This is a genomic window from Streptomyces malachitofuscus, from assembly GCF_055571035.1.
This window is the reverse complement of the sequence record NZ_JBVIGA010000047.1, coordinates 21,698-35,442: the sequence shown is the minus strand read 5'-3', so window position 1 is coordinate 35,442 and position 13,745 is coordinate 21,698. Positions and strand designations below refer to the sequence as shown.

Here is a 13,745-nt window from a genome sequence, read left to right as displayed (position 1 = left end):
TGGTACTGCAGGGGGGACCCTGTGGGAGAGTAGGACGCCGCCGAACAATTGTTGGGAAAACCCCGCACCTTACCGGTGCGGGGTTTTCTGCGTTTAGGGTCGTGTCATGCGCTATGACCTCGTCATCTTCGACAACGACGGTGTTCTCGTCGACAGTGAGCCGATCTCCAACCAGCTCCTGGCCGCGTACCTCACCGAACTCGGTCACCCCACCTCGTACGAGGACTCCATCCGTGACTACATGGGCTCCGCCATGCATCGGGTACACGATCTCGTCGAGGAGCGGACCGGGCAGCGGTTGCCGGGGGACTTCGACGACGTGTTCCACGCCCGCGTCTTCGCCGCGTTCGAACGGGAGTTGAAGCCGGTCGTCGGAGCCACGGACGTTATGGAGAAGCTGGCCGCGGACGGTGTGCCCTACTGTGTGGCGTCGTCCGGGAGCCATGAGCGGATCAGGGTGGGGCACCGCACGACTGGGCTCGAGCGCTGGTTCGACGACAAGCGGATCTTCAGCTCGCAGGACGTGGGGCGCGGCAAGCCGGCCCCCGATCTCTTTTTGCATGCCGCCGAGCGGATGGGCGTGACACCCGAGCGGTGTGTGGTCGTCGAGGACAGCCCGTTGGGTGTGCGTGCGGCGGTCGCGGCCGGGATGGACGTGTACGGCTTCACCGCGATGACACCGGCCGAGCGGCTCGTCGGTGCCACGGGACTCTTCGCGGACATGCGGGAGTTGGCCGCACTGCTCGCGGGAAACTGAACCTGATTCATCTTTGACCGGATCTACCCACCAGTACATCCGGGCCCTACGCTCGCCGCCATGACCGATGTGCTGCGGCGCGGCAGAGCCTCGCTGGCGTTCAGCTTCCTGGTGCAGGGCGTCGCGTTCGCTCTGCTCGTGACGCGGATCCCGGCCATCCAGGACCGGTACGGGGTCTCCGACGCGCTGCTGCCCGTCTTCCTCGCCGCCGTCCCCATCCTGGCGGGCGTCGGCAGTGTGACGACGGAACGGTTGGTGAAGCGGGTTCCGCCCAGCCGGGTCCTGCGGTGGTCGCAGCCCGTGGTGCTGCTGGCGCTTCTGGGGGTCGGGGCGGGCGAGCACATGACCGCCCTCGCCGTGGCGCTGGCCGCGTTCGGGCTGGCCGTCGGGGCGCTGGACGCGTCGATGAACATGCTCGGGGTGAGTCTGCAGCGGGCGTACGGGCGCAGCATCATGCTCAGCTTCCATGCCGCGTACAGCCTGGGCGGGATCGTCGGGGCGTCGCTCGCCTGGGTCGGGGCGCACGGGGACCTGGCGCTGTGGGTGTCGTATCTGCCGGTGGTGCTGGTGCTGGTGCTGATGCCGGCCGCGCTGGTCGGGAGCCGCTGGTACGTCGACAGCCGCGAGGAGCAGCCGCCACCCCCCGGCGAGGGCGCGGGCGCGGGCGGTGGTCTCAGGTGGCTGTTGCCGTTGTGTCTGGTGATGACCGTGGCCTACATCGGGGACTCGACGGTCTCCAACTGGAGCGCGAAGTACCTCCAGGACGTGCTGGGGAGTTCGGAGCAGATGGCGACCGTTCCGTACAACGTGTACATGGTCACCACGCTGCTGGGACGGACGCTGGGGGATGTCGGGGTGCGCCGCTTCGGGCCCGTGGCGGTGGTGCGGGCGGGTGCGCTGGTTGCGGCGGTGGGGTTCGCCGTGGTGGCCGGGGCGCCCGGGGCGTGGGTGGGCATGCTGGGATTCACGCTGCTGGGGCTCGGGCTGTGTGTGCTGGTGCCGCAGACGTTCGCGGCGGCGGGGCGGCGGGCGTACGAGACGGGGAGGCCGGGGGCCTCGGACGCGGCCGTCGCTCGGCTGAACGTCTTCAATTATGTGGGCTTCCTGATCGGTTCTCCCTTGGTCGGGGGACTGGGCAATGCGTGGAGCTATCGCGGGGCGATGCTCGTGCCGATGGTGTTGGTGCTGGTGACGCTGGTGTACGCCCGGTCGTTCGCGCCTCAACCGGACCGATACGGTGGCGGTCATGAGCGGCCGCGCACAGCTGATGTGGGACGAGGCAGTAACGGGCTATGACTTCGGCCGGGACCATCCGATGGACCCGGTCCGGCTCGCCCTGACCCGGAGTCTGGTCGGAGCCTTCGGGCTCGACCGCGAGGTGGAGGTGGTCGCCGCGAAGGCGGCCGGGGAGTCGACGTTGCGGCTCGTCCACCGGGAGGACTACATCGAGGCGGTGCGGGCCGCTTCGGCCAGCCCGGAGCTGGCGGACCAGTCGTACGGGCTGGGCACGATGGACGATCCCGCGTTCGCCGGGATGCACGAGGTGTCGGCGCTCATCGCGGGGCAGTCGGTGGGGGCGGCGGAGGCCGTGTGGCGTGGTGAGACGCTGCACGCGGTGAACTTCGCCGGCGGGCTGCACCATGCGATGCCCGGGGCCGCCTCCGGCTTCTGCGTGTACAACGACGCCTCACTGGCCATCGCCCGGCTGCTGGAGCTGGGGGCCGAGCGGGTCGCGTACGTCGATGTGGACGTGCATCACGGGGACGGGGTGCAGGCGGCGTTCTGGGAGGATCCGCGTGTGCTGACGGTCTCCCTGCACGAGCATCCGCGGACGCTGTTCCCGCAGACCGGGTGGCCTGAGGAGACCGGAGCGGGCACAGCGGAGGGGAGCGCGGTCAACGTCGCGCTGCCGGCCGGGACCGGGGACGCCGGGTGGCTGCGGGCGTTCCACTCCGTCGTACCGGAGCTGCTGGCGGACTTCCGGCCCCAGGTGCTGGTGACGCAGCACGGGGCCGACACGCACTTCGAGGATCCGCTGGCGCATCTGGCGGTGTCGCTCGACGCGCAGCGGGCGGTACAGGTGGCGTGTCACGACCTGGCGCACGAGTACGCCGACGGGCGGTGGGTGGCGCTGGGCGGTGGCGGCTACGCGGTGGTGGAGGTCGTGCCGCGGTCCTGGACCCATTTGGTGGGTGTCGCGGCCGAGCGGCCCGTGGAGCCGACGACGATGATTCCCGAGGGCTGGCGGCAGGAGGTCTACGCCCGGACCCGGCAGCCCGCGCCCCGGCGGATGACCGACGGGCGGTGGCCGGTCTCCTGGGCCGCGTGGGACGAGGGGTACGACCCGGCGGACCGTCTGGACCAGGCGATCCTGGCCACCCGGCGCGCGGTGTTCCCGCTGCGGGGGCTGCTGCCGTAGAGCCCGTCCGACGATTTCCGTCGGCCGTTGGGCCAATCGTGCGGTGTCGGTGCCGTTCCGGCCGCGCCGCGCCGCGGTGTCCCGCACCATCGCTTACGTGCTGACCACCGACGGCCTTCGTGCGCATCTCCTGGCTGCCCGGCTGGCGGGGGTGGTGGGCACCACCCGGGAGGAGAGCCTGCGGAGTTACCGGCTGTTCGCCGCGCGGGATCCGCGTCTGCTGATCGGTTTGGATCCCCAAGGGGTATGGGGGCAGCGGGATCTGCTCGCTCTGATGTCGGAAAGGTGCGGAGTTTCGGCCGATCCCGGGCAGACCTTGGGCCATGATGTGATCGACCCCGGGCGCACCCTGGCCGCCCTGGACGCCTGTGCGGAGCGGCTGGCCGCGGCCGCCCGGTGCCGTGTGCCGGTCCTCTTCGGGACCGGTCACCCGCACCGGCTGCTCGGTTTCTACGCCGCTCTGGCAGACGGTCTGTCGTCAGCGGGATGTACCGTCCTCACCCCGGCGCAGGGTCGCCGTGTCGACATAACGACCCGGTTCGGTCTACGCACGTGCAACCTCGACTACGTACGAGGAGTCGGGCTCGTCCGGGGCGCGACCTCGGAACGCCCCGGTTGTGAGCCCGGCGCACACACGCACTCCCCTCTCCCGGTTCGGACCGCGCTCGCCGCGGCGGCCGACGTCGGCGGGCCGCTTCCCGCGCTGGTGATCGGAGACCACGGCTGGGTCTGCGGGGCAGGTCAGCTGGGGTTCGAGACCGTGGGGCTGGCGGATGTGAACGACCCGGCCCCGTTCGTCGGGGAGGCCGAGGGCGCCGTATCGCTCGTCGTTCCACTTGATGACGGCGTGCGGTCCGATTACTACCTGCCGCTGACCCGCTACGTACTCAATCGAGCGTGTCTGTCACAGTAGGTCGCCGATGGCTGCACCTCTTCCCCACTCGCATCACCCGCCCCTACATTGGGGAGTGAGCACGCAACGACGAAGAGTCACCGGAAGGGGAAGCCGGTGGCCGTCGAGTGCGGAAGGTTCAGGTGTGTCATGGCTGCAGCTGGCGAGAGGCCTCTGAACGAGGTTCAGTTCCTTACCGTGGCGGAAGTCGCCTCGGTGATGCGAGTGTCGAAGATGACCGTGTACCGGCTGGTGCACAGCGGTCATCTGCCCGCGATCCGGGTGGGGCGGTCCTTCCGCGTCCCGGAGCAAGCGGTTCACGAGTACCTCCGCGAGAGCTACGTGGGGGTGGAAACCGCCTGACGGCGTGCCGGGGAGACCTGTATCGGGCACTCATGGGCCTCCCCGGTCACCTCGATTACGACCTCAGCGCTCGGGCGGGTAGGCTAGCCCCTCGTAGGTCGTGTGGGCCCATGGCGCCCAAACACCGAGTGATGAGAAGTGAGCGAGGGTAGTCGTGGGCTCTGTTATCAAGAAGCGGCGCAAGCGGATGGCCAAGAAGAAGCACCGCAAGCTGCTCAAGCGCACGCGCGTCCAGCGCCGCAACAAGAAGTAAGCGGCAGCGCGAAAGCGTGTCCAGTGGCCCCCCACCGCAGTCAGGTGGGGGGCCACTGTCGTTCGCGCGTCCCCGGCGTCCGGGTGCGGACCCGTTCGTACGTCCGGGGCTGTCGTCACTTCAAGCATTCGGTTGGTACCACAGAGCGACGGTGACCCGATAGGTTGGCCGTCGGGAGCAGGGCGAGAGGAAGGCGCTGATCTTGGGAAAGGTCGTGCTCGTCACCGGGGTGGCCCGGCAGCTGGGGGGCCGATTCGTCCGGCGGATCCTGCGGGATCCGGAGGTGGACCGGGTCGTCGGCGTGGACGCGGTCCCACCCGAGCACCACCTGGGCGGCGCCGACTTCGTCCAGGCGGACATCCGGCAGCCCACGATCGCGCGGGTGCTCGCCGAGACGGCCGCCGACACGGTCGTCCACCTCGACGTCACGGGCACGCCGCTGGGCAGCTCCAGCCGGACGGCGCTGAAGGAGACCAACGTCATCGGCACCATGCAGCTGCTGGGTGCCTGCCAGAAGTCCCCGAGCATCAAGCGGCTGGTCGTGAAGTCCAGTACGAACGTCTACGGTTCGGCGCCCCGCGATCCGGCGGTCTTCACCGAGACGACCCCGCCCAAGTCGCTGCCCAGCGGCGGCTTCGCGAAGGACACGGTCGAGGTCGAGGGCTATGTGCGCGGCTTCGCGCGCCGCCGCCCGGATGTCGCGGTGTGCGTGCTCAGGTTCGCCAACATCCTGGGCCCGGCTGCGGACACCCCGCTCGCCTCGTACTTCTCGCTGCCGGTGCTGCCGACCGTGTTCGGCTACGACCCCCGGCTGCAGTTCGTGCACGAGGACGACGTCATCGAGGTGCTGCGGATCGGCTCGCACGAACCCCGGCGCTCCACGCTCAACAGCGGCACCTTCAACATCGCCGGCGACGGCGTGCTGCTGCTCTCGCAGTGCTCGCGGCGGCTGGGCCGGCCCACCGTGCCGCTGCTGCTTCCCGCGGTCACGTGGGCGGGTTCGCTGGTGCGTACGCTGGGGATGACGGACTTCTCGCCCGAGCAGATCCGGCTGCTCACCCACGGGCGGGTGGTGGCGACGGACCAGATGCGGGAGACACTGGGTTTCACCCCGAAGTACTCGACTGCCGAAACGTTTTCCGACTTCGTGCGCAGTCGTGGTCCCGGGCTGCTTCCGCCGGAGGCCCTCGCGGGGGCCGTCGACCGGATCGCCGCGCTGCCCCTGCCGGGCAGCGGTCACTCCCCGACGCAGAGCGCCAACTGAGGAGCGCAGCAACGATGGCGGACGCCAAGGTCATTCCGTTCGACGACGACCACCGTTCCCGCGGCGGGGCCGCGCAGCGACCGTCGCGCCGCCGAAGTGCGGGGAGCCGGCGCCAGGGCGGCCCGGGGCCCGCGGCGGTGGGGGACGTCCAGCCACTGCCGGGCGTGGCGTCCGTGCAGGATGATGTTCCGGTGAGCGGTGAGGACGAGCAGCCCCAGGAGCCGGCCGCCGAGAGCGCCGGTGACGGCGACGGCGGCCTGGAGCGGCGGATCGCGAGCGGCCTGGCCTTTCTGCGCCGCCGCCTCACCGGGGACTACGAGGTCGACGACTTCGGATACGACGAGGAGCTCACCGACCAGGTTCTGATGTCCCTGCTGCGTCCGGTGTACGAGAAGTATTTCCGGGTCGATGTGAAGGGCATCGAGAACATTCCGTCGGAGGGCGGCGCGCTGATCGTCGCCAACCACTCCGGGACGGTGCCGGTGGACGGCCTGATGATGCAGGTCGCCGTGCACGACCATCACCCGGCCGACCGTCATCTGCGGCTGCTCGCGGCGGACCTGGTGTTCATGCTGCCGGTGGTCAACGAGCTGGCGCGGAAGCTCGGGCACACCCTGGCATGCGCGGAGGACGCGGAACGGCTCTTGGCACAGGGTGAACTGGTCGGGGTGATGCCGGAGGGGTTCAAGGGCATCGGAAAGCCCTTCGGTGAGCGGTACAAGCTGCAGCGTTTCGGGCGGGGCGGGTTCGTCTCGACCGCGCTGCGGCAGGGGGTGCCGATCGTTCCGTGCTCGATCGTCGGGGCGGAGGAGATCTACCCGATGATCGGCAACGCGAAGACGCTGGCCCGGCTGCTGGGCTTTCCGTACTTCCCGCTGACGCCGACGTTCCCGTGGCTCGGGCCGCTGGGTGCGGTGCCGCTGCCGACGAAGTGGACGATCCAGTTCGGTGAGCCGATCCCGACGGACGGCTTCCCGCCGGAGGCGGCGGAGGACCCGATGCTGATGTTCAACCTGACGGACCAGGTCAGGGAACAGATCCAGCACACGCTGTACAAGCTTTTGGTGCAGCGGCGGTCGGTGTTCTTCTGAGACTGGTGCAGCGGCGGTCCGTGGTCGCCTGACCGGGGGCATCGTGTGTACGTGCTGGGGGCGCCCCTTGGTGGGGGCGCCCCCAGCCCTACTCCGCGTCCTCGGCGTCGATGCCCAGACCCGGGAGGAGACCGGGCAGGAGAGGTGGGAGGGTGACGTCGGGGGCGGGGGGTTGGGTGATGTCGCCCGTGGGCGGCGGTGTGGTGGCGAGTCCGCCGCTCTCCTTGGGCGGGTCGAGCAGACCGCCGGTGTTGCCGCCGAGGAGGCCGTCGCTCTCGCGGTCGGTGTCGGCGGAACGGGACGGATCGGCCCCGCGCGAACTGCCGTCGCCGGAGGTGTCGTCGCCGGTGCCGGGGGACTGCGAGGGGTGGGACGCCGACGGGTCGCCCGATGCCGACTCGGAGCCGCTGTGCCGTGTCCCGTCGCCGACCTTGTCGGTCGGGGGCTGCGGGAGCAGGGACTGCAGCGGGGCGACGTCTTCGTCTATGGCGTCGAACACCGACGAGACCTGCTCACTGACGTCCCCCAGCTGCACCGGCAGCCGGTCGCGGAGCGTGCTCCAGGCCTCGCGGTGCGACTGGGAGAAGGAGGAGAGCGCCTGCATGGGGCTCAGGGAGTCCGGGTCCCGCTCGTATGCCTCACGCAGCAGCCGGTGGCCCTCGGAGGCGTCGTGCCGCATGCCGGAGAGGGCGCGGCGGATCTCGCCGAGGGATTCGTGGTCGAGGGGGCCGCTGCGGCCGCGCTCCATCAGCCGGCGCGCTTCGCCGAGGCGGGTGGAGGCGTGGTCGAGGTAGACCCGGCCACGCTCGTCGCTGCCGTCGGCGAGCCCGAGCTTGACGTCCTCGATTCCGCGCTTGAGCCCGTAGAGGGAGTCGCCGGGCAGGGCGTCGGAGCTGGCGGCGGCGACTCCGCCGAGGGCGCCGGCGGCGACACCGACGGTGAGCCCGCCCGCGGTGAGCCCTTTGGCCAGCCGCGAGCGCGGTCGTAGCCTGCCCAGCGGGGTCGCCCGGTGTGCGCCCCGGGCCCGGCGCGAACGCTGTTCGGGTACGGCCTGATCCGTCGCCTCGCCCGCCGCGGTGCCCTCCTGGAGCATGGCCTCGAACGCGGCCACCAGTTGGGCCCTCTGGACGACCTTGACCTCGGGGTCCAGTTCCGGCTTGGGCAGCGCGCCGAGGCCGGAGGTCAGCGCGAGCAGCTCTGCCCGCTCGCTCTCCGCGGCGGCCGGTGCCGGTGCCGGTCCTTCGGACTGCTCGGCCGCCGTGCCCCGGTCGGACTGCTCCTCCAGGGCCTGGGCGAAGGCGTTCGCCCGCCGGTGCGCCGATACGTTCGCGATCACTGGCGGCACCTCCTCTCGTCATGACGGTCGACTCCCCAGGGGGTCCTGAGGGTTCCCCGGCCCGACCAAGGCCACACGATCGAGTGATCCAAGTCGGTCAGGGGGTGACCACAGGGAGCCTGTATCCCGCACAACGAGCGGCGCGGCACCTGGGTTACGGATCCCGGATGACCGAATGAGGAAGCCAACCGTGTTTCACGTACCGTGAGTTGGCTGTCGCGGAACGTGTTCCGGTCGGCAGGGGCGCCCGGGTCAGCGGGCGTCTTCCGGCAGGAGCCGGGCGAGGGTGCGGACGGCCCGGTACTGGAGGGTCTTGATGGCGCCCTCGTTCTTGCCCATGACCCGGGCGGTCTCGGCGACGGACAGCCCCTGGAGGAACCGGAGCGTGACGCACTCCTGCTGTTGGGGGTTGAGTCGTCGTACGGCATCGAGGAGGGCGGCGTTGGACAGGGACTCGAGAACGGAATCCTCGGGGGACCGCTCGACCTCGTTGGCGTCGAGCATCTCCCCGGTGGTGACCTCGAGGCGGAAGCGGCTCGACTTGAAGTGGTCGGCGACGAGGTTGCGGGCGATGGTCACCAGCCAGGCGCCGAAGTCGCGGCCCTGCCAGGTGAAGGTGCCGATGCGGCGGAGCGCCCGCAGGAACGTCTCGCTGGTGAGGTCCTCGGCGGTCGCCTTCCCGCCGACGCGGTAGTAGATGTACCGGTACACGGTGTCGCTGTACTGGTCGTAGAGCCGCCCGAAGGCCTCGGCCTCGCCGGCCTGCGCGCGCTCCACGAGGTCCATCATCCGGGCGCTGTCGCTGTCGGCGGCGGGGCGGCGGGCGGTGGTGGCGGCGCGCCCTCGTCTGCCGACGGCGGCGGTACCTTCGGCGAGGGCGTAGCACGGGCCGGCGGGGGCGGTGGCGAATGCGGGGACGGTCTGCGCGGCGGGGACGACACCGCGCAACATGTCTCGGGCTGTCGCGACTGTCGCGCGCAGCGTAGCCAGGCCCGAGGCGTCAACCCCGACGTGTGGGTACACGGGACTCCCAGAGGCAGAGCTTCCATCACGTGCAGTACGTAGTACGTGCAGTGCGGGACCGTTCACCCGTCGTAGCGACGGGTTGGTACCGGATTGCGTCTGAGGAGAATAACGCTTCGTGCAGGCTCTGCTACACCGAGTTGCTCAAATCATCGATTACGTCGCTTCCGTAACCGGTTGACGTGCGTTCAAGTGTGGTGTGGTGACCGATTGTTGACTGAAAGATTTCGTATTCGGTGTGCGTGAGGGGCGAGTTGTGGCCGTGTGCAGCCAACGGGACTGGACAGGGGGGTTGCGGGGTACGGGAGTTGGATTGGGCGTGTTGGAGAGCGGGGTGGGGGTTCCGGTCGGGGTCGGTCAGGATGTACCGCGTTGACCGGATCCGGGCGTGCTCCGCCCCTCGCTCCGGAGGTGTTCGGAGATCGACTGCCGGCACCGACGTGCGCGGTCGCCCAGGTCACCGCCCAGGTCCGTGAGCTCGGCGAGATACAGCAGCACGTCGGTGACGGCATCGGGGTCCGGGCCCGCGGCAAGGAAGCTCCGCACCGCCAAAACCGCGCTGTCACCGGGCTCGAGGAGCAGCGCCCGGAAGAGGCCGAAGGCCCTGGTCGCGTCCGCCGCCTGCGCTGTCGGCGGGGTGTGCAGCAACTCCGTCCACCGCTCCCTGCAAGCCGGGAACCCTGACGTCACCGTTTCGAGCATCAGTCTTTCGAACATCAGGCCCGGGTCGGTTTCCTCGGACACCGCGGCCCGCTCGAAGTCGTCCCGTGCGAGGGAGTGACGGCCCGCCTGACGGTGAGTGATACCTCGTTGCACGAGGGGCCAGGCGTCCGCGGGGTCGAGGGCGAGTGCGGCGGTGAAGTCGGTGACGGCCTCGTCGTGGCGGCCGGCCTGCCGGTGGGTCTCGCCTCGGGAGGCGAGGGCCCAGTCGCGGGTGGGGTCACGGTCGAGGAGGACGGTGTAGTCGGCGATGGCGTCGTCGTAGTTGCCTGCTTGTTGGTGGGCCTCACCCCGGGAGGCGAGGGCCCAGTCGAGGGTGGGGTCGAGGGCGAGTGCGGCGGTGAAGTCGGCGATGGCCTCGTCGTAGCGGCCCGCGTCCTGGTGGGCCTGGCCCCGGGAGGCGAGAGTCCACGCGTTGGCGGGGTCGAGGGCGAGTGCGGCGGTGAAATCGGAGACTGCCTCGTCGGGACGGCCCGCCTGCCGGTGGGTCTCGCCTCGCGAGGCGAGGGCCCAGTCGAGGGTCGGGTCGAGGACGCGCGTGGCGGTGAAATCGGCGACGGCCTCGTCGTAGCGGCCCGCCTGGCGGTTGCTGATGCCCCGCTGTGCGAGGGTCAGGGCGTCCGTGGGGTCGAGTTCGTGGGCGGCGGTGAGGTCGGTGACGGCCTCGTCGTAGCGGCCCGCCTCGCGGTGGGCGATGCCCCGGTGTATGAGGGGCCAGTCGTTGGCGGGGTCGAGTTCGTGGGCGGCGGTGAGGTCGGTGACGGCGTCCTCGTAGTGGCCGGCCTCGCGGTGCGTGATGCCGCGCTGGGCGAGGAGCCAGGGGTTCGCCGGGTCGAGTTCGTGGGCGGCGGTGAGGTCGGTGACGGCCTCGTCGTAGCGGCCCGCCTCGCGGTGCGTGATGCCGCGCTGGGCGAAGGTCCAGGGGTCCGTCGGGTCGAGGGCGATCGCGGCGGTGAGGTCGGTGAGGGCCTCGTCGGGACGGCCCGCCTCCCGGTGGGCGACGCCCCGTTGCGCGAGGACCCAGTCGAGGGTGGGGTCCAGGGCGAGTGCGGCGGTGAGGTCGGTGAGGGCCTCGTCGGGACGGCCCGCCTCCCGGTGGGCGATGCCTCGCTGGGCGACTGTCCAGGAGTCCGTCGGCTCGAGGGCGAGTGCGGCGGTGAAGTCGGTGACGGCGTCGTCGTAGCGGCTCAGCTGCCGGTGGGCCTGGCCCCGGGAGGTGAAGGCCCAGTCGAGGGTGGGGTCGAGGGCGAGTGCGGCGGTGAAGTCGGTGACGGCCTCGTCGTAGCGGCCCGCCTCGCGGTGCGTGACGCCTCGCTGGGCGAAGATCCAGGCGTTGGCGGGGTCGAGGGCGAGTGCGGCGGTGAAGTCGGTGACGGCGTCCTCGTAGCGGCTCAGCTGCCGGTGGGCCTGGCCCCGGGAGGAGAGGGCCCAGTCGAGGGTGGGGTCGAGGGCGAGTGCGGCGGTGAGGTCGGTGACGGCCTCGTCGTAGCGGCCCGCCTCCCGGTGGGCCTGGCCGCGGGAGGCGAGGGCCCAGGCGTCCGTCGGGTCGAGGGCGAGTGCGGCGGTGAAGTCGGCGACGGCCGCGTTGGGACGGCCTGCCTGCCGGTGGGCTTCGCCTCGCTCGGTGAGGGTCAGCTCGAAGGTGGGGTCGAGTTCGTGGGCGGCGTCGAGGTCGGTGACGGCCTCGTCGTAACGGCCGGCCTGCCGGTGGGCCTGGCCGCGGGAGGCGAGGGCCCAGGCGTCCGTCGGATCGAGGTCCAGGGCGGTGTTCAGGTCGGAGATCGCCTGATCGTTGAGGTCGTGCCAGATATGGACCTTCCCCCGATAGGCCCAGGCGCGGGGGTTGCGCGGGTCGAGCGCGATGGCGCGGTCGAGTTCCGTGAGGGCTTCCTCGTCGCGGTCGGCGAGGAAGAGGCGCCGGCCGCGGTGGGTGTGGACCCACGCCCGGGTGGCGGGGGCCAGCCCGCCGTGGGTCAGCAGCGCCGTCAGGACGGCGAGGGCCGGGTCGTCGTCGTGGACGGCGCTCTGCAGGCGGCCGGCCCAGGACAGCAGTGTGGGATCGCCCGTGTCACGGGCCGCCTGCTCGTAGGTGTCGGTCCACTCCCGCAGGACCGCCGTGTCCTGCCCGGCGGCGTGGGCGGTCACCTCCAGCGCCTCCTCCAGACCCGCCGTGGGGTGGGCGCACAGCCGGTGGTAGGTCTCGGCCGTGCGGTGCCGGCGCCACTCGGCGTCCTTCCACCGGGTCGCCCGCGGGCCGTGCTGTTCGGCCTCGACGCGCCAGGCGGCATGGGTGTCGGCGAGGCGGAGCTGTGCCGCGACCCAGCGCTGGGGCGAGTGGCTGCGCTGGTGGCGCACCATGCTGGCCCGCACCACCGCGTGGTACTGCTTGAAGTCGCCGTGGCCGGCCACGAACGGCTGTTTGCACAGCCACTCCCACAGGTCCCTGCCCTCCTGCGGCGCGATGGCGGCGAACACGTCCTCGTTCAGATGCGGCACGAGGGCACACGCCAGGACCGTTTCCCGCTGGTGCGGATCGGTGATCCACTGGACGAACCGCTCCACCACCGCGTCCACGGCGTCCCCGCCCCGCTGGATGTCCCCGGCGGTCTCCGGCCGGGCCAGCGCCAGCAGTTCGACCAGCAGGGGCAGGCCCATCGACAGCTGGAGCACCGCCTCCACCGCGCCCGGTTCCGTCACGCCCCGCACGGCCAGCAGCGCCCGCGTCTCGGCCTCGGTGAACACGTCCAGGGGGAGGTCCACCACCGCCGTCCTCAGGGGTGCCCAGTCCCGCTCGGACAGCTCGTCACGGCCGGCGAGCACGATCATCACGTTGGCCGCCAGCGGCCCGAACGTGTCCCGCACCAGGTCCCTGAGCCACTGGTCCAGATAGCGCCCGGTCTGCTCCCAGGTGTCGAAGAACAGCACCACCCAGCGGTGCCGGCTGCCGAGCCGGTCCAGCTCGTCGACGAACGCCCGGTACAGCCCCGTCGCGTCGGCCCCGCGCCCTCGGCGACCGCGTGCCGTGGCACCGCGCAGCCGGTCCAGCCCTTGTGCCGCCGCCTCCGGGCTCGCCATCGCGGTCACCACACCGGCTCCGGGCAGCAGGGACACGGCCCCCAGCGTGGCCTGTGCCATCATCCGGCTCGACAACGACGCCTCGCCCTCGGCCGGGCCGCCGCCGTCCGCCGGTACGGGATCGGCGGCCGCCGCCTGCTCCCGGCGGAACTGCTCCACCTCCCGGTCGAACCCCTTCAGCGGGCCGGCCTCGCCGGCCAGCTGCCGGGACAGCGCCGTCAGCGCCTGCGGTACGCCGTGGACGTCGTTCTCGTCGACGACCGCGGTCACCGCACCGGCCCGCTGCGCGGCCTCCCGCCACTGCCGCAGCAGCGTCGACTTCCCGACCCCGCCCACACCGTGGACGTGGAACAGGAAGTCCGCGGGATCGGCTTCCGCCAGCGGGTCCTTCGCCAGGTTGTCGGCGAAGAGCGACAGCTGCGCACGTCTGCCGACGAACTGCGCCTGAGCGCGCTGCCGGATCAGCTCCCCGCGTGATCGGCGCTCGCGTACGGACACGTCCCACCCCCGTCCGGCCAGGCTGCCCGTGCAGCCCTCGTCCCTCCCGCTACG

At 71.2% G+C, this 13,745-nt stretch carries 11 protein-coding genes; 8 read left to right on the top strand and 3 right to left on the bottom strand.

Features of this window, described 5'->3' with window-relative positions; translation table 11 throughout:
• The first annotated feature begins 106 nt into the window (after positions 1 to 106).
• From ACZ44S_RS37990 to ACZ44S_RS37955, 8 genes are all read left to right on the top strand, one after another.
• Entirely contained in the window at positions 107 to 757 is a 651-nt protein-coding gene (locus ACZ44S_RS37990) for an HAD family hydrolase (RefSeq protein ID WP_466937851.1), read from the top strand.
• A 60-nt stretch (positions 758 to 817) separates the two neighbouring features.
• The gene (locus ACZ44S_RS37985) at positions 818 to 2,053 is read left to right on the top strand and encodes an MFS transporter (RefSeq protein WP_466937848.1); all 1,236 of its coding nucleotides are present in this window, start codon (positions 818 to 820) and stop codon (positions 2,051 to 2,053) included.
• Positions 2,004 to 3,176 (top strand): acetoin utilization protein AcuC, encoded by a 1,173-nt coding sequence (locus tag ACZ44S_RS37980; protein ID WP_466937846.1) that lies wholly within the window; start codon positions 2,004 to 2,006, stop codon positions 3,174 to 3,176. Before ACZ44S_RS37985 ends, ACZ44S_RS37980 begins: the two co-directional genes overlap by 50 nt.
• A gap of 97 nt (positions 3,177 to 3,273) precedes the next feature.
• Positions 3,274 to 4,089, top strand: coding sequence for a phosphatase (locus tag ACZ44S_RS37975; RefSeq protein WP_466937843.1), 816 nt, complete (start codon positions 3,274 to 3,276; stop codon positions 4,087 to 4,089).
• A 129-nt stretch (positions 4,090 to 4,218) separates the two neighbouring features.
• A complete protein-coding gene (locus ACZ44S_RS37970; protein WP_004984898.1) occupies positions 4,219 to 4,431 on the top strand; it encodes a helix-turn-helix domain-containing protein in 213 nt (70 codons plus the stop codon).
• A gap of 154 nt (positions 4,432 to 4,585) precedes the next feature.
• Entirely contained in the window at positions 4,586 to 4,684 is a 99-nt protein-coding gene (locus tag ACZ44S_RS37965; RefSeq protein WP_003948845.1) for a 30S ribosomal protein bS22, read from the top strand.
• Positions 4,685 to 4,886: 202 nt separating this feature from the next.
• Positions 4,887 to 5,948 (top strand): NAD-dependent epimerase/dehydratase family protein, encoded by a 1,062-nt coding sequence (locus ACZ44S_RS37960; RefSeq protein ID WP_466937839.1) that lies wholly within the window; start codon positions 4,887 to 4,889, stop codon positions 5,946 to 5,948.
• A gap of 14 nt (positions 5,949 to 5,962) precedes the next feature.
• Positions 5,963 to 7,039: a lysophospholipid acyltransferase family protein gene (locus ACZ44S_RS37955; protein WP_466937836.1), complete on the top strand. Its 1,077-nt coding sequence runs from the start codon at positions 5,963 to 5,965 to the stop codon at positions 7,037 to 7,039.
• 88 nt (positions 7,040 to 7,127) lie between these two features.
• On the opposite strand, the gene ACZ44S_RS37950 is transcribed toward ACZ44S_RS37955, so the two are convergent.
• The 3 genes from ACZ44S_RS37950 to ACZ44S_RS37940 form a co-directional block, all read right to left on the bottom strand.
• Complete coding sequence (locus ACZ44S_RS37950) at positions 7,128 to 8,375, bottom strand: DUF5667 domain-containing protein (RefSeq protein ID WP_466937835.1); 1,248 nt, start codon at positions 8,373 to 8,375, stop codon at positions 7,128 to 7,130.
• Positions 8,376 to 8,627: 252 nt separating this feature from the next.
• A complete protein-coding gene (locus tag ACZ44S_RS37945) occupies positions 8,628 to 9,398 on the bottom strand; it encodes an ECF subfamily RNA polymerase sigma factor, BldN family (protein ID WP_466937832.1) in 771 nt (256 codons plus the stop codon).
• Positions 9,399 to 9,755: 357 nt separating this feature from the next.
• Entirely contained in the window at positions 9,756 to 13,691 is a 3,936-nt protein-coding gene (locus ACZ44S_RS37940) for a tetratricopeptide repeat protein (RefSeq protein ID WP_466937831.1), read from the bottom strand.
• Positions 13,692 to 13,745: the final 54 nt, after the last annotated feature.